The organism is Pseudomonas entomophila (genome assembly GCF_029478665.1).
GTDB classification, from domain to species: Bacteria; Pseudomonadota; Gammaproteobacteria; order Pseudomonadales; family Pseudomonadaceae; genus Aquipseudomonas; species Aquipseudomonas entomophila_F.
Genome location: NZ_JARPQB010000015.1, coordinates 89,084 through 105,560, shown reverse-complemented (window position 1 = coordinate 105,560; position 16,477 = coordinate 89,084). Strand labels below are relative to the sequence as shown.

15 protein-coding genes are annotated in these 16,477 nt (G+C 65.6%); 14 read left to right on the top strand and 1 reads right to left on the bottom strand.

Translation table 11 applies throughout. From position 1 onward, the window contains the following. Positions 1-13 precede the first annotated feature (13 nt). Positions 14-1,348, top strand: a complete 1,335-nt coding sequence (locus P5705_RS10340; RefSeq protein ID WP_277460741.1) for a hypothetical protein — start codon at positions 14-16, stop codon at positions 1,346-1,348. A gap of 43 nt (positions 1,349-1,391) precedes the next feature. Here P5705_RS10340 and P5705_RS10335 read toward each other — a convergent pair whose 3' ends face one another. Next, complete coding sequence (locus tag P5705_RS10335; RefSeq protein WP_277460740.1) at positions 1,392-2,459, bottom strand: 3-deoxy-7-phosphoheptulonate synthase; 1,068 nt, start codon at positions 2,457-2,459, stop codon at positions 1,392-1,394. Positions 2,460-3,318: 859 nt separating this feature from the next. Here P5705_RS10335 and benA point away from each other — a divergent pair. The 13 genes from benA (at position 3,319) to P5705_RS10270 (ending at position 16,463) form a co-directional block, all read left to right on the top strand. Then, a complete protein-coding gene (gene benA / locus P5705_RS10330) occupies positions 3,319-4,677 on the top strand; it encodes a benzoate 1,2-dioxygenase large subunit (protein WP_277460739.1) in 1,359 nt (452 codons plus the stop codon). Then, positions 4,674-5,159, top strand: coding sequence for a benzoate 1,2-dioxygenase small subunit (gene benB / locus P5705_RS10325; RefSeq protein WP_277460737.1), 486 nt, complete (start codon positions 4,674-4,676; stop codon positions 5,157-5,159). Before benA ends, benB begins: the two co-directional genes overlap by 4 nt. Positions 5,160-5,225: 66 nt before the next feature. Next, positions 5,226-6,236 carry a benzoate 1,2-dioxygenase electron transfer component BenC gene (gene benC, locus P5705_RS10320; protein WP_277460736.1) on the top strand — a complete coding sequence of 337 codons (1,011 nt, stop codon included), beginning with the start codon at positions 5,226-5,228 and terminating at the stop codon, positions 6,234-6,236. A gap of 204 nt (positions 6,237-6,440) precedes the next feature. Continuing rightward, a complete protein-coding gene (locus P5705_RS10315; RefSeq protein ID WP_277460735.1) occupies positions 6,441-7,202 on the top strand; it encodes a 1,6-dihydroxycyclohexa-2,4-diene-1-carboxylate dehydrogenase in 762 nt (253 codons plus the stop codon). A gap of 56 nt (positions 7,203-7,258) precedes the next feature. After that, positions 7,259-8,581, top strand: a complete 1,323-nt coding sequence (locus P5705_RS10310) for an MFS transporter (RefSeq protein ID WP_277460733.1) — start codon at positions 7,259-7,261, stop codon at positions 8,579-8,581. Between the two features lie 29 nt (positions 8,582-8,610). Further along, the gene (locus tag P5705_RS10305) at positions 8,611-9,735 is read left to right on the top strand and encodes a muconate cycloisomerase family protein (RefSeq protein ID WP_277460732.1); all 1,125 of its coding nucleotides are present in this window, start codon (positions 8,611-8,613) and stop codon (positions 9,733-9,735) included. Between the two features lie 109 nt (positions 9,736-9,844). Then, positions 9,845-10,135, top strand: coding sequence for a muconolactone Delta-isomerase (catC, locus tag P5705_RS10300; protein ID WP_240065731.1), 291 nt, complete (start codon positions 9,845-9,847; stop codon positions 10,133-10,135). A 36-nt stretch (positions 10,136-10,171) separates the two neighbouring features. Further along, positions 10,172-11,086: a catechol 1,2-dioxygenase gene (gene catA, locus P5705_RS10295; RefSeq protein WP_277460731.1), complete on the top strand. Its 915-nt coding sequence runs from the start codon at positions 10,172-10,174 to the stop codon at positions 11,084-11,086. A 99-nt stretch (positions 11,087-11,185) separates the two neighbouring features. Further along, positions 11,186-12,379, top strand: a complete 1,194-nt coding sequence (locus P5705_RS10290) for a benzoate/H(+) symporter BenE family transporter (RefSeq protein ID WP_277460729.1) — start codon at positions 11,186-11,188, stop codon at positions 12,377-12,379. A gap of 72 nt (positions 12,380-12,451) precedes the next feature. Further along, the gene (locus P5705_RS10285) at positions 12,452-13,702 is read left to right on the top strand and encodes an OprD family porin (protein ID WP_277460728.1); all 1,251 of its coding nucleotides are present in this window, start codon (positions 12,452-12,454) and stop codon (positions 13,700-13,702) included. A 180-nt stretch (positions 13,703-13,882) separates the two neighbouring features. Further along, positions 13,883-14,968: a metal-dependent hydrolase gene (locus tag P5705_RS10280; RefSeq protein WP_277460727.1), complete on the top strand. Its 1,086-nt coding sequence runs from the start codon at positions 13,883-13,885 to the stop codon at positions 14,966-14,968. Positions 14,969-15,016: 48 nt separating this feature from the next. Beyond that, positions 15,017-15,928, top strand: coding sequence for a LysR family transcriptional regulator (locus P5705_RS10275; protein WP_277460726.1), 912 nt, complete (start codon positions 15,017-15,019; stop codon positions 15,926-15,928). Positions 15,929-16,253: 325 nt separating this feature from the next. After that, entirely contained in the window at positions 16,254-16,463 is a 210-nt protein-coding gene (locus tag P5705_RS10270) for a cold-shock protein (protein WP_277460725.1), read from the top strand. Positions 16,464-16,477 lie beyond the last annotated feature (14 nt).

Below are 16,477 nucleotides of genomic sequence, written 5' to 3'. Positions count from 1 at the left end.
CAGGAGTGCAGGCATGCGCTGCAGAACGGTGGTTGGCAAAATGTTGAGCAAGGCGGCGATGGCCTGGGTAATCGGCTTGTTGCCGATGCCGGATGCCTATGCCATGAGTGGTTTGGAAACCGCTATTGCCCTCAACCAACGGGTGGCGGCAACCCCCGAGCGATGTATGAACAATACCCCAGAGGACGCCTGCAGTGGCGTGTTGATGCGGCCGATGAGCGAGGCGCATCAGCGCGAGTTCTGGCGACACGACTCCCTGGCTCAGTGGCAGCAATACGAGGCTTTCCAGCTCTTGCGCCGGGATGGCAAGGGGGTCGCCAATCCCGAGCGTAGCGGTTATATCCTGCATGCGGGGATTGAGGCCTCGACCCTGGACAAGCCGTACCAGGTCGTCGCGCGCGAGGGCAACGAGGTTCGCGTGGCGTACTGGGATGACAAGCAGCCGAAGCAGTTGGCGGTGCAGGCTATCTATTACCAACCAGGCTTGCCTGAAGCCCTGCTGCGTGCGCAGCGCAGCCAGTTGGCCTGGTTCCAGGCCACCGGCCAGTGGTTGCCGGTGCTGCGCTATGTTGCCGGGGACTTGCCCTTTGGTTTCGCCCAAAGCGAGCAGTTGTACAACGGCTACGCGGTCGCCAAGGCGATCAATGAAAGGTACACCAGTAAGGATACCGTGTGTGCGGGTGGCCGTGCCCGCTTCTACTGCAACGGCGTATGGGTGCGTACAGTCGATAACGACCAGTACAAGGCCTGGAACCCGGTGCCGACCGACTTCACCAAGGAGCAAGGCGTGTCGTTTGCCTATTTCGCCCACGACACGAGTGTGTTCAAGACCTACAAGGCACAAGGCTTTGTGTTGTTCGCCTCGGAGTACCCAGTGACAACGCCTATTCTGCCGATGTGCGTGTACCCTTTCGATGCTGGGACGCGGCTCAATCGCGAAGTCTGCAGTTTTCGTGGACGTTGTGGCGCACTCCAGCCACAGAGCTGGCTTGCCACTTATCGAGGCAGGCCGTATCAAAGCTGCGCTTATCTGGTCGATGAAACGCAGTTCCAGCTGAGCGTCGAGACCCGGTACCAGGCTCGGGCGGCAGGGGTAGGCGATGCTTATGGCTGGAACGAGCTGATGCTCGGGGCCTGGGCGCAGAACATCCCCGCGCAGTTGCCCATACAGGCGTTCATCCATAGTGACGCGGTATACTCTGGTGCGAACGGGCTGGTGGGGGCGAGGAAGTTCCAGCGCCAATATGTGCAGGAGACTGGGCGCTATTTACCTGTGTTGAGTTTGCGCCCGTCTGCACCGGGGAATGTGCTGGTGACCTATGTACCAGAGGAGCAAGAAGTGCAGTAAGTGGCGTCGGCTGACGGGCGCCACTGACTGCGCACGCGTAGCGCTACCGACGCAGCTGTTCGGCAGCGTGCTTGAGCAGGTGCTCGGTGCTTTCCCAGCCCAGGCAGCCATCGGTAATGGATACCCCGTATTTCAGCGCGCCCTTGCCCAGCGCCTGGCAGCCCTCGAACAGGTGCCCCTCGATCATCATGCCGACGATCGAGCGGTCACCGGCCAGGCGTTGCTGCAGCACCTCCTCGAACACCGCCGGCTGGCGCGCCGGGTCCTTGCCACTGTTGGCATGGCTGCAGTCGACCATGATCCGCGCCTGCAGCCCGGCCTTGGCCAGCCCCTGGCGCGCCTGGGCGATGCGGGTGGCGTCGTAGTTCGGGCCCTGGTGGCCGCCGCGCAGCACCAAATGCGTGTCCGGGTTGCCGAGGGTCTCGATGATCGCCGGATGGCCCTGCGCGTCCATGCCGAAATGCCGGTGTGGGTGGGCGGCGCTGCGCATGGCGTCGCAGGCGATGCCGATGCCGCCGTCGGTGCCGTTCTTGAAGCCCACGGGCAGCTCCAGGCCACTGACCATCTCGCGGTGGATCTGCGACTCGGTGGTGCGCGCGCCGATGGCGGCCCAGCCCAGCAGGTCGTCGAAGTAGCCGGCGGCCATCGGTTGCAGCAGCTCGGTGGCGATCGGCAGGCCGCGTTCGATCATGCTCAGCATCAGGCCGCGGGACAGGGCGATGCCGGCGTGCATGTCGTCGCTACCATCCAGGTGCGGGTCGTAGGCCAGGCCTTTCCAGCCCACGGTGGTGCGGGGCTTCTCGACGTAGGCGCGCATCACCAGCAGCAGCTTGTCGTCGACTTCGCGGCTGAGGGCGGCCAGGCGGTCGGCGTATTCCAGGGCCGAGCGCGGGTCGTGGATCGAGCATGGGCCGACGACCACCAGCAGGCGCTCGTCGCGGCCTTCGAGGATGGCGCGGATCGCCTGGCGGTGCGCCTGGACTTGCTGGGCGAGTTCGGTGGGCAGCGGCATCTGCTGCTTGAGCAGGTGCGGGCTGGGCAAGCGTTGGCTGACGGTGGTGTTGGCCGCTTGCGGTTGAGTCAGGGGCAGGGCGAGGTGGGTGGCTTGCATGGCGTGTATTTCCCTGGGCGGACGGCGGGTTCTGGCCCGCGCGGTCGGCCCTATCGAGGTGTTCGACTGATCGTCAAATGGGGTTGTTGTGCGGCAATGCCACCGGAAATCGACCGAACGGAGGCGGCAGGCTGGCCCGAACGGGATTGGCTAAATCGCCAGGTATAGGTGTTGGCGTAGCAGTAGTTGGCGTAGTTCATGAATCGGTCCTCAGTCTGAATCGGTGTTTTTCGTTGGCCTGGAAAAGCAAAACCCCCGGTCGGGGAGCCGACCGGGGGTTTGAGTATTCTCATGTTCGGCGGCCCCTCGAAGGTGGGCGCCGGTTGAGTATCAGCGGCGCCTAGTGGCTAAACCAATACCCAAAATAAAAGCTGGCAACGGCGTTACGACCGGCAACGGCCAGCACAGGGCGCGCGGTGCGACCGGTGTGGTTGGCGTGGTTGCGGGTTTGTTTCGACATGTTGCTCTCCAGTGAATGTGCCCGAGCTTACTGCACCTTGGCCTTGGCGTTCAATGGGTAATTGCTATCGCGCTGATTGCCTCTTGCACCGTGTCACCTGATTCGCGGGTAAACCCGCTCTCCCTGAGCCTTACGCGATCCCTGTAGGAGCGGCCTTGTGCCGCGAAAGGGCTGCGCAGCGGCCCCAGGATTCCAGTGTCCAGCAAAGATCGCCGGGGCCGCTATGCGGCCCTTTCGCGGCACAAGGCCGCTCCTACAGGGGCAGACGTTGGTTCAGAACAGATTGTGCTGGGCGATGACTGCACAAAACGGATAGCACTCTGCACGATCCGGATATCGGCGCCTCATCCTCGGACCTAACCTGACCCGGCCTGAACAATAACAATGGAGGCCCTGGCCATGTCCCTGGGAATCGACTATCTCAACGCCTTGCTCGAGGATGACCGGGAGAAGGGCGTTTATCGCTGCAAGCGGGAGATGTTCACCGACCCGCGCCTGTTCGACCTGGAGATGAAGCACATCTTCGAGGGCAACTGGCTCTACCTGGCCCATGAAAGCCAGATCCCCGAGAACAACGACTTCCTCACCCTGACCATGGGGCGCCAGCCGATCTTCATCGCGCGCAACAAGGACGGCGTGCTCAACGCCTTCCTCAATGCCTGCAGCCACCGCGGCGCGATGCTCTGCCGGCACAAGCGCGGCAACCGCGCCAGCTACACCTGCCCGTTCCACGGCTGGACCTTCAACAACAGCGGCAAGCTGCTCAAGGTCAAGGACCCGAGCAACGCCGGCTACCCCGACAGCTTCAACTGCGACGGCTCCCACGACCTGACCAAGGTCGCCCGTTTCGAGTCGTACCGGGGCTTCCTGTTCGGCAGCCTCAATGCCGACGTCAAGCCGCTGGTCGAGCACCTGGGTGAGTCGGCGAAGATCATCGACATGATCGTCGACCAGTCCCCCGAAGGCCTGGAAGTGCTGCGCGGCGCAAGCTCCTACATCTACGAAGGCAACTGGAAGCTCACCGCCGAGAACGGCGCCGACGGCTACCACGTCAGCTCCGTGCACTGGAACTACGCCGCCACCCAGAACCAGCGCAAGCAGCGCGAGGCGGGTGACGAGATCAAGACCATGAGCGCCGGCGGCTGGGCCAAGCAAGGCGGGGGCTTCTACTCCTTCGACCACGGCCACCTGCTGCTGTGGACCCGCTGGGCCAACCCCGAGGATCGCCCGGCCTACGCGCACCGCGAGCAACTGGCCGCCGACTTCGGCCAGGCCCGCGCCGACTGGATGATCGAGAACTCGCGCAACCTGTGCCTGTACCCGAACGTGTACCTGATGGACCAGTTCAGCTCGCAGATCCGCATCGCCCGGCCGATCTCGGTGAACAAGACCGAGATCACCATCTACTGCATCGCGCCCAAGGGCGAGAGCCCCGAGGCCCGTGCCAGCCGTATCCGCCAGTACGAGGACTTCTTCAACGTCAGCGGCATGGCCACCCCGGACGACCTGGAGGAGTTCCGCTCGTGCCAGACCGGTTACGGCGCGGGCGCCGGCTGGAACGACATGTCCCGCGGCGCCCGGCACTGGATCGAGGGCGCCGACGAGGCGGCCCGCGAGATTGCACTGAAACCGCTGCTGTCGGGTGTGCGCACCGAGGACGAAGGGCTGTTCGTGCTGCAGCACAAGTACTGGCAGGACACCATGCTCAAGGCCCTGGAACAGGAAACCCGACTGATCCCCGTGGAGGCCGTGCAATGAGCCTGCATGACACCGTGCGCGATTTCCTCTACCGCGAGGCGCGCTACCTGGACGACGCCCAGTGGGACCAGTGGCTGGAGTTGTACGCCAGCGACGCGACGTTCTGGATGCCATCCTGGGATGACGACGACCGCTTGACCGAGGACCCGCAGAGCGAGATCTCGCTGATCTGGTACGGCAACCGTGGCGGCCTGGAAGACCGGGTGTTCCGCATCAAGACCGAGCGCTCCAGCGCCACCGTGCCGGACACCCGCACCTCGCACAACCTCAGCAACATCGAGGTCGTCGAGGCGGGCGAGGGCATGTGCCAGGTGCGCTTCAACTGGCACACCCTGAGCTTTCGCTACAAGACCACCGACAGCTACTTCGGCAGCAGTTTCTACACCCTCGACCTGCGCGGCGAGCAGCCACTGATCAAGGCGAAGAAGGTGGTGCTGAAGAACGACTACGTGCGCCAGGTCATCGACATCTACCACATCTGATCCAAGGCCGAGCCTGTCGGCGTGCCCTGCGGCGCGCCGCGGGCAGGCTCGCCCGCGAGGTGCAACATGAGCTTCCAGATCGCACTGAATTTCGAAGACGGGGTCACCCGTTTCATCGACGCCGACGGCCATGAGACCGTGGCCGACGCCGCCTACCGCCAGGGCATCAACATTCCGCTGGACTGCCGTGACGGCGCTTGTGGCACCTGCAAGTGCAGGGCTGAATCGGGGCGCTATGACCTGGGCGACAACTTCATCGAGGACGCCCTGAGCGAGGACGAGATCGCCGAGGGCTACGTGCTGACCTGCCAGATGCGCGCCGAGTCGGACTGCGTGGTGCGCATCCCTGCCTCATCGCAAGTGTGCAAGACCGAACAGGCCAGCTTCGAGGCGGCCATCAGCGACGTGCGCCAGTTGTCGGCGAGCACCATCGCCCTGTCGATCAAGGGCGAGGCGCTGAGCCGGCTGGCGTTCCTGCCGGGCCAGTACGTCAACCTCAAGGTGCCGGGCAGCGAGCAGAGCCGCGCCTATTCGTTCAGCTCGCTGCAGAAGGATGGCGAGGTCAGCTTCTTGATCCGCAATGTGCCAGGGGGGCTGATGAGCAGCTTCCTGACCGGCCTGGCCAAGGCCGGCGACAGCATGACCCTGGCCGGCCCCCTGGGCAGTTTCTACCTGCGTCCGATCCAGCGCCCACTGTTGCTGCTGGCCGGCGGCACGGGCCTGGCGCCGTTCACCGCGATGCTGGAGAAGATCGCCGAGCAGGGCAGCGCGCACCCGCTGCACCTGATCTACGGCGTCACCAACGACTTCGACCTGGTCGAGCTGGACCGCCTGCAGGCCCTGGCCGCGCGGATTGCCAACTTCACCTTCAGCGCCTGTGTGGCCAACCCCGACAGCCAGTACCCGCAGAAGGGCTATGTGACCCAGCACATCGCGCCGGGCCACCTCAACGACGGCGACGTGGATGTGTACTTGTGCGGGCCGCCGCCGATGGTCGAGGCGGTCAGCCAATACCTGCGCGAGCAGGGCATCAACCCGGCCAACTTCTACTTCGAGAAGTTCGCCGCGGCGGCCTGAGGTTTTCACGGGGCTGTCCGCATCGTGCGGGTGAGGGCGGCCTCTTTTTTCTCATGCAACAACGCCACTGTCTTGCGTTGACTGCACGGGCCCATTCGCCGGCAAAGCCGGCTCCTACGGTTGAGGCCGGCGCGGCCCTTGTAGGAGCGGATTCATCCGCGAAGAGGCCAGCAGGTCCAACAGCGTGGCGATGGAGAACGACATATGAACCCAAGATTCCAAGGCAAGGTCGCCCTGGTCACCGGCGCCGCCCAGGGCATCGGCCGCGCCGTGTGCTGGCGGCTCAAGGCCGAAGGCGCGCAGGTGGTGGCGGTGGACCGCTCCGAGCTGGTCCACGAGCTGGCCGGCGAAGGCGTGCTCACCCTGACCGCCGACCTGGAGCGCCACGACGACTGCGCCCGGGTCATGGCCGACGCGGTGGACACCTTCGGCCGCCTCGACATCCTGGTCAACAACGTTGGCGGCACGATCTGGGCCAAGCCCTTCGAACACTATGAGGTCGAGCAGATCGAGGCCGAAGTGCGCCGCTCGCTGTTCCCCACGTTGTGGTGCTGCCACGCCGCGCTGCCGTACATGCTCGAACGCGGCAGCGGCGCCATCGTCAACGTCTCGTCCATCGCCACCCGTGGCGTCAACCGCGTGCCCTACGGCGCGGCCAAGGGCGGCGTCAACGCGCTTACCGCGTGCCTGGCGTTCGAGACCGCCGGGCGCGGCATCCGGGTCAATGCCACCGCCCCCGGCGGCACCGAGGCGCCGCCCCGGCGCATTCCCCGCAACGAAGCCCAGCAGAGCGAACAGGAGCGGGGCTGGTATCAGCAGATCGTCGACCAGACCGTGGCCAGCAGCCTGATGAAGCGCTACGGCAGCCTCGACGAACAGGTCGGCGCGATCCTCTTCCTGGCCTCCGACGAGGCCTCGTACATCACCGGCGTGACCCTGCCGGTGGGCGGTGGCGACCTCGGCTGAAGGCCGCCCCGGCAAGGTTTGCTCATCACACAACAAAAACAAATGAGACAGATGCCATGCGAACACTCGACGTCCACCCGATCATCGACAACGCCCGCTTCACCCCCTTCCACTGGATGGTCATGGCCTGGTGCGGCCTGCTGCTGATCTTCGACGGCTACGACCTGTTCATCTATGGCGTGGTGCTGCCGGTGATCATGAAGGAATGGGGACTGACGCCGTTGCAGGCCGGCGCCCTGGGCAGCTACGCGCTGTTCGGGATGATGTTCGGCGCGCTGGCGTTCGGCAGCCTGGCTGATCGAATCGGGCGCAAGAAAGGCATCGCCATCTGCTTCGCGCTGTTCTCCGGGGCGACCATCCTCAATGGCTTTGCCAGCAGCCCCAGCGAGTTCGGCATCTATCGCTTCTTCGCCGGATTGGGCTGCGGCGGGTTGATGCCCAATGCCGTGGCGCTGATGAACGAATACGCGCCCAAGCGCCTGCGCAGCACCCTGGTGGCGATCATGTTCAGCGGCTATTCGCTGGGCGGCATGCTTTCGGCGGGCGTCGGCATTTTCCTGCTGCCGCGCTTAGGCTGGGAGTCGATGTTCTTCGCCGGCGCCGTGCCATTGCTGTTGCTGCCGGTGATCCTCTACTACCTGCCTGAGTCCATCGGTTTCCTGGTGCGCCAGGGTCGCCAGCAAGAGGCTCGCACGCTGCTCAAGCGCCTCGATCCGACCTGCGACGTGCAAGCCGACGACCAGCTTCAGGCGCAGGACAGGAAAGCCCAGGGCACCACGGTGCTGGCGCTGTTCCGCGATGGCCTGGCGGTGCGCACCCTGGCCCTGTGGCTGGCGTTCTTCTGCTGCCTGCTGATGGTCTACGCGCTGAGCTCGTGGCTGCCCAAGCTGATGGCCAACGCCGGCTACAGCCTGGGTTCGAGCCTGTCGTTCCTGCTGGTGCTGAACTTCGGCGGCATGGCCGGGGCGATCTTCGGCGGCTGGCTGGGCGACCGCTACAACCTGGTCAAGGTCAAGGTGGCGTTCTTTATCGCCGCCGCGCTGTCGATCAGCCTGCTGGGGGTGAACAGCCCGATGCCGGTGCTGTACCTGCTGATCTTCGTCGCCGGCGCCAGCACCATCGGCACGCAGATCCTGCTGTATGCCGGCGCGGCCCAGCTCTATGGCCTTTCGGTGCGTTCCACCGGCCTCGGCTGGGCCTCCGGCATCGGCCGCAACGGCGCCATCGTCGGCCCGCTGCTCGGTGGCGCGCTGATGGGCATCAACCTGCCGCTGCAACTGAATTTCATCGCCTTCGCCATCCCCGGCGCGGTCGCCGCGCTGGCCATGGCCGTGCACCTGGCCAGCGGCCGGCGCCACGCCCTGGCCGCGGCGGCCTGAAACTTACATTGACTGAACTGGAGCCTGGCATGACAAGCCCGACCATCGACCGGCTGGAGGCGATCATCGTCGACCTGCCGACCATCCGCCCGCACAAGCTGGCCATGCACACGATGCAGCGGCAGACCCTGGTGATCATCCGCCTGCGCTGCAGCGATGGCATCGAGGGCATCGGCGAGGCCACCACCATCGGTGGCCTGGCCTACGGCTATGAAAGCCCGGAAGGGATCAAGGCCAACATCGACGCCTACCTGGCGCCCGCGCTGGTCGGCTTGCCGGCAGGCAATATCAACGCCGCCATGCTCACGCTGGACAAGCTGGCCAAGGGCAACACCTTCGCCAAGTCCGGCATCGAGAGCGCGCTGCTCGATGCCCAGGGCAAGCGCCTGGGGCTGCCGGTCAGCGAGCTGCTGGGCGGGCGGGTGCGCGACAGCCTGGAGGTGGCCTGGACCCTGGCCAGTGGCGACACCGCGCGGGACATCGCCGAGGCCGAGCACATGCTCGAAGTGCGTCGCCACCGCGTGTTCAAACTGAAAATCGGTGCCAACCCGCTGGAGCAGGACCTCAGGCACGTGCTGGCGATCAAGCGCGAGCTCGGTGAGCGTGCCAGCGTGCGGGTGGACGTCAACCAGTACTGGGACGAGTCCCAGGCCATCCGTGCCTGCCAGGTGCTGGGCGACAACGGCATCGATCTCATCGAGCAACCTATTTCGCGGATCAATCGCGCCGGCCAGGTCCGTCTGAACCAGCGCAGCCCGGCGCCGATCATGGCCGACGAATCCATCGAAGGCGTCGAGGACGCATTCAGCCTGGCCGCCGACGGCGCGGCAAGCATCTTCGCCCTGAAGATCGCCAAGAACGGCGGCCCCCGCGCCGTGCTGCGCACCGCGCAGATCGCCGAGGCCGCGGGCATCGCCCTGTACGGCGGGACCATGCTCGAAGGCACGGTCGGCACCCTGGCCTCGGCCCACGCCTTCCTCACGTTGCGCCAGCTGACCTGGGGCACCGAGCTGTTCGGGCCGCTGCTGCTGACCGAGGAGATTGTCTGCGAGCCGCCGCTGTATCGCGATTTCCAGCTGCATGTACCGACCACGCCCGGCCTGGGCCTGACCCTGGACGAAGCGCAACTGAAGCGCTTCGCCCGCAGTTGTTGACCCCCCGTAGGAGCGGCTTCAGCCGCGATACAGACGACGCGGTGGATGGCACCGGCCAGCCGGTGTTCGCGGCGCCCGCCAAATCAACGACATACGCAAGGAGAGAGACATGCTGTTCCACGTGAAGATGACCGTGAAGCTGCCGCTGGACATGGACCCGGCCAAGGCCGCGCAACTGAAGGCCGACGAGAAAGCTCTGGCCCAGCGCCTGCAACAGGAAGGCACCTGGCGCCACCTGTGGCGCATCGCCGGGCACTACGCCAACTACAGCGTGTTCGACGTGCCCAGCGTCGAGGCCCTGCACGACACCCTGATGCAACTGCCGCTGTTCCCCTACATGGATATCGAGGTCGACGGCCTGTGCCGCCACCCCTCGTCGATCCACGCCGACGACCGCTGAACCCCATACGACAAGAACAACACGAGGTACCTGATCATGACCGTGAAGATTTCCCATACCCCTGACGTGCAAGCGTTCTTCGAAGAGGTCGCTGGTTTCGGCAACGACAACGGCAGCCCACGCCTCAAGCGCATCGTCCAGCGCGTGCTGCAGGACACCGCGCGGCTGATCGAGGACCTGGAGATCAGCGAGGACGAGTTCTGGCACACCGTCGACTACCTCAACCGCCTGGGCGGGCGCGGCGAGGCCGGGTTGCTGGTGGCGGGGCTGGGCGTCGAGCACTTCCTCGACCTGCTGCAGGATGCCAAGGATGCACAGGCCGGCCTCACCGGCGGTACCCCGCGCACCATCGAAGGCCCGCTGTACGTGGCCGATGCGCCGATCGCCCAGGGCGAGGCGCGCATGGACGATGGCAGCGAGGAGGGCGTGGCCACGCTGATGTTCCTCGAAGGGCAGGTGTTCGACCCCAGCGGCCAGCCGGTGGCCGGCGCCACCGTCGACCTGTGGCATGCCAATACCCGTGGCACCTACTCGTTCTTCGACCAGAGCCAGTCCGAATACAACCTGCGCCGGCGCATCGTCACCGACGCGGACGGCCGTTACCGCGCGCGCTCCATCGTGCCGTCGGGGTATGGCTGCGATCCGCAGGGGCCGACCCAGGAATGCCTGGACCTGCTCGGCCGCCACGGCCAACGCCCGGCGCATATCCACTTCTTCATCTCGGCGCCGGGGCACCGGCACCTGACCACCCAGATCAACCTGGCCGGCGACCAGTACCTGTGGGATGACTTCGCCTATGCCACCCGTGACGGGCTGGTGGGGGAGGTGGTGTTCCGTGACGGTGAGCAGGGGCGTGTTGCCGAGCTCAAGTTCGACTTCCAGTTGCAGAAGGCACAGGGCAGCGAGGCCGAGCAGCGCAGCGGGCGGCCGCGGGCCTTGCAGCAGGCTTGAGGTGGGTTCGCCGGCAAGCCGGCTCCTACGGGGTTTCGTGTAGGCGCCGGCTTGCTGGCGAACAAGGAATCCTGCCATTCAATCGAGAAGCGAGCCGCCATGAAAGCCCTGTCCAAGGACTGCTCCCTGTCCGCCGTGGTCGCCGGCTGCATTGCCACGCTGATCTCCTACGCCGGCCCGCTGGTGATCATCTTCCATGCCGCCGAAGCTGCCGGCCTGTCCCATGCCCGGTTGTCCTCGTGGGTGTGGGCGGTGTCCCTGGGCAGCGGCGCGCTCGGCCTGCTGCTCAGCCTGCGCTACCGGGCTCCCGTGGTGATCGCCTGGTCGATCCCGGGTTCGGCGTTGCTGGTCACCGCCTTGCCGCAGTTGGGCCTGGCGCAGGCGGTGGGCGCCTACCTGGTGGCCAACCTGATACTGCTGCTGATCGGCCTCAGTGGTGCTTTCGACCGCCTGGTCGCCCGGCTACCGGGTTCCATCGCCGCCGGCTTGCAGGCCGGAATCCTGTTCAGCTTCGGCATCGAGGTGTTTCGTGCATTGCCGGTGCAACCCCTGTTGGTGCTGGCGATGTTTGTCACCTATGTGCTGATGCGTCGCACGCAACCGCGCTACGCCGTGGCAGCGGTGCTGGCGGTCGGCGCGCTGGTGACCCTGGCCAGTGGCGAGTTTCATGGCGGCGAACTGGTCCTGGCCCTGGCCTCGCCGCAATGGGTCGCGCCGCAGTTCAGCCTGCTGGCGACGCTCAACCTGGCCTTGCCCCTGGTGCTGGTGGCGCTCACGGGCCAGTTCATGCCGGGCATGGCGGTGCTGCGCAACGCCGGCTACGGCACGCCTGCCAGCCCTTTGATCAGTGCCAGCGCGGTGGTGGGCGCCTTGCTTGCGCCGTTCGGCTGCCATGGGCTGAACCTGGCGGCCGTCACCGCCAGCCTGTGCACGGGGCGCGAGGCCCATGAAGATTCGCGCCGCCGCTATGTGGCCGCGGTGGCGGGCAGCGTGCTGTACCTGGTGCTGGGCATCGCCGGCGCCACCCTCATCTCGCTGTTCGCGGCGTTCCCCGCCGCGCTGGTGGCCACGCTCGCCGGCCTTGCCCTGTATGGCGCGATCAGCGAGGCCCTGACACGCAGCCTGGCCGACCCCGGCGAACGCGATGCCGGGTTGTTCACCTTCCTGGTCACGGCCTCGGGCGTGGCCTTCCTCGGCTTGTCGGCGGCGTTCTGGGGCCTGCTGTTCGGGCTGCTGGCCCATGCCCTGGGCAGCCTGCGTCGCCCTCGAGCACAAGCCGCAACCGCCAAGTAAGGAGTCCCACTTCGGCATCACCCCCACGGTTCAGTGCTTCATCACATAACAACAAGATCAGAGAGCTTCGGAATGAACCATACCCCTTGTGTCGCCATCGGCCTGAGCCTGCTCAGCCAACCTTTGCTGGCCGCCGACGGCGGCTTTTTCGAGGACGCCAAGGCCAGCCTCAGCGCCCGCAACTACTACTTCAGCCGGGACTTCTCGGATATCGTCGGCGCCAATCGGCAATCCAAGGCCGAGGAGTGGGCCCAAGGTTTCATCCTCGACTTCAAGTCCGGCTATACCCCGGGCACCGTCGGCTTTGGCGTGGATGCGTTGGGCCTGCTGGGGATCAGGCTCGACAGCAGCCCTGACCGGGTCAATACCGGGCTGCTGCCGGTGCATGGCGATGGCCGCGCCGCTGGCGAGTACAGCCGCCTGGCGCCGACGTTCAAGGCGCGGCTGTCGAAAACCGAGTTGCGCGTCGGTGAGCTGCAACCGAACCTGCCGGTGCTGACCTTCAGCGATATCCGCCTGCTGCCGCCCACCTACCAGGGCGTGAGCCTGAGTTCCGCTGAACTCGATGGCCTGACCCTGCAAACCGGTCACCTGAGTTCCAGCCACCTGCGCAATGAAGCGGGCGACGGCAAGCTCAACGCCATGCTCGGCCATGTGCCCCAGCGCCAGGTCGCCAGCGATGCCTTCAACTATGTGGGCGGCGACTATGCCTTCAACGCCAGCCAGAGCAGCCTGAGCCTGTGGTATGGCCAGCTGGAGGATATCTACCAGCAGGGTTTCGTCGGCCTCAAGCACAGCAAGGCGCTGGGCGACTGGGTACTGGGCGCCAACCTCGGTTACTTCAGCGCCCGCGAAGACGGCGATGCGCTGCTGGGCAATATCGACAACCAGGCGTTCTTCTCGATGTTCACCGCCCGGCTTGGTGGCCACAGCTTCGGCGCCGGCTACCAGGCCATGTACGGCGACAGCCCGTTCCCTCGGGTGTTCGCCAACATCACGCCGCTGGGCAACGAAGTGCCGACGTATGAGTTCGCCTACACCGACGAGCGCTCCTATCAGTTGCGCTACGACTACAACTTCGCCGCGCTGGGCATCCCCGGGCTGACGGCGACGGTGCGCTACATCACCGGCAACAACGTCGACACCGGGCAGGGCTTCGAGGGCAAGGACCGCGAGCGCGACATCGACCTGGGCTACGCGGTGCAGGGCGGGGTGCTCAAGGGGCTGGGGATCCGGGTGAGGAACGCCATGGCGCGGTCGAACTACCGCAGTGATATCGACGAGAACCGGCTGATCCTGGTGTACACCTGGCAGTTGTTCTGACCCCTCCGGCCCTGTTCGCCGGCAAAGCCGGCTCCTACAGGTACGGCGTTGGTCTAGAGGTTGGTGCTATCTCTGTAGGAGCCGGCCTTGCCGGCGAACAGGGCCGGCGCAGGCATCCCGATTTGCACTGGCTGGCGGTATGCAGGTAGGTTCCGCGAATCATTGTCGTGGAGCCTCCCTTTGGACTCACTCACCCAAGCCGTCCTCGGCGCCGCCCTGCAGGGCACCGTGCTGGGCCGCATCCAGGGCCGTCGCTCGCTGTTCTACGGCGCCGCCCTGGCCACCCTGCCGGACCTCGACGTAGTCATCCGCTATGCCGACCCGGTGTCACGGATGACCTATCACCGCGGGTTCTCCCATTCGCTGTTCGTGCTCACCGGCCTTGCGCTGCTGCTGGCCCTGTTGGTCACCTGGCTGGGGCAGAGACGGTGGCCCGAAAAGGGCTACACCTGGCCGAGGGCTTTCCTGGCGTTCTGGCTGGTGCTGGTCACCCACCCGATTCTCGACGCATTCACCGTCTACGGCACCCAGCTGTTCTGGCCGTTGCAGCCGATACCGGCAAGCTGGGCGGCAGTGTTCATCATCGACCCGGTCTACACCGTGCCGTTGCTATTGGCAGTAGGCTACGCGCTGGTTCGCGGCCTGGCCGGCAGGGCGATGCCGATGCTGGCGCTGGCACTGGCCTTCAGCACCGCCTACCTGGGCTTCGGCCTGGCCGGGCGCGTCGTCGCCGAGCATCGCTTCCAGCAGGCGCTAGTCCAGCAGGGTATCGCCGTGAGCGAAGTACGCGCGGTGCCACTCGCCTTCAACAGCCTGATCTGGCGAGTGCTGGCGAAGACGCCGGACGGTGATTACTACGAGGGCGTGAGCAGCTGGTTCGACCGTGCGCCGCCAGAGATGCAGCGCCAGCCGCTGAACCTGGCGGCGGCGAAGGTGCTCGAAGGCGTACCACTGTATGAACGCCTGCGCTGGTTCACCGGCAACTGGCTACGCTACGACATGGTGGGCGACTCGCTGGTGGTCAGTGACCTGCGCATGGGCACCCCCGGCAACTACAGCTTCCGCTTCGAGATGGCCCGCCGCGACGGGGCCGGGCAGTGGGCCGCGATCCAGCCACGGCCGTGGACGGGCGCCGGGGTCAGTTCTATGTTCAATGCCGAGGACCTCAAGCTGATCTGGCGGCGCATCCTCGAGCCGCAACCGCCGTTGCCGCTGGCCAGCTGGATGGAAAAATACCTGTCCCAGACACACCAGCCCTTGCAATAGGCCCAAGCGCACCCATCTAGCAGGCCTTGTCTTGTCCAGGAGCCCAGCATGGAACCCAACCGCTTCGGCGATATCGCCGCCTTCGTCAGCGCCGCGAAGGCCGGCAGCTTCACCGCGGCAGCGGCGAGCCTGGGGCTGACTCGCTCGGCCGTGGGCAAGAGCATCGCTCGCCTGGAAGCGCGCATGGCGGTGCGCCTGCTCAACCGCACCACGCGCAAGCTGAGCCTGACCGACGAGGGGCAGGTGGCGTTCGAGCGCTGGCGGCAGATCCTCGACGACCTGGACGAGGTCGAGACCACCATGGCCCAGCGCCGCAGCCAGCCCACCGGCACCCTGCGCCTGACCGCGCCGTTGTCGTTCGGCCAACGCCACGTGCTGCCGATTCTCGATGCCTACCTGAAGCAGTGGCCGCAGCTGCGCGCGGATATCCGCTTCACCGACCGCTTCGTCGACCTGGTCGAGGAGGGCATTGACGTGGCCGTGCGCATCTGCGCGCCCAAGGAGGACTCGCAGCTGCTGACCCGTACCGTGGCCTGGCAGCAGTTCGTCACCTGCGCTTCGCCCGATTACCTGCGTCAACATGGCACGCCGCAGGTGCCGGCGGACTTGTACGGGCACGACAAGATCGCGTTTCTGGCGGGGGAGAAGGCCAGCCCCTGGCGCTTTCGCACCGAGGAAGGCCTGCACCTGTGCGAAGAGCCGGGGCGGCTGAATATCGACAGTTCCGAGGCAATGCTCGAAGGCGCGCGAGCGGGGTTCGGGCTGATTCACCTGCCGACCTACATCACCGGGGACGACCTGCGCAGCGGGGCGCTGGTGGAGGTGCTGCACGACTTCCGTCCGCCTGCGGACCCGATCCGTATCGTCTACCCGAGCCGCAGGCACCTGTCGCCGCGGGTGCGTGGCTTTATCGACCTGTTGGTTGCGCGCTGGGAGAGCGGTGTACCCTGGGAGGTCTAGCAGGATGCCTTGCTCGCCTATCTGAAACCTGCGCAACCCCCTGTAGGAGCGGGCTTGCCCCGCGAACACGGGCGAAGCCCGTGCCATCCACGGTGGTGCCTGCTTCGCGGGTGAACCCGCTCCTACAGGGGGCGTTGATTTCTGCGCGACAGCGCAGCTTCCCCCATTTGAGTTGACTGTTCGTGCAGGGCCGCCACGGTTGGCGGTACTGGTAAAAATGCCAGTGGAACCCTTATCCGGACGGGCGCAACATGCATCTTACCGGGGGCTGTCCACCAGCAGGACCCGTCCTAAAGCACGCCGTTAACGAGCGAGGATTCAGAGCATGTCCAATAGACAAACAGGAACCGTGAAGTGGTTCAACGATGAAAAAGGATTTGGGTTCATTACTCCGCAAAGTGGCGATGACCTGTTCGTTCACTTCAGGTCGATCCAGGCGGATGGCTTCACGAGTTTGAAAGAAGGTCAGCAAGTCAGCTTCATAGTCGTAAGAGGGCAAAAGGGTATGCAAGCCGAAGAAGTGCAAATTATCTGACCCGGCGGAAAGCC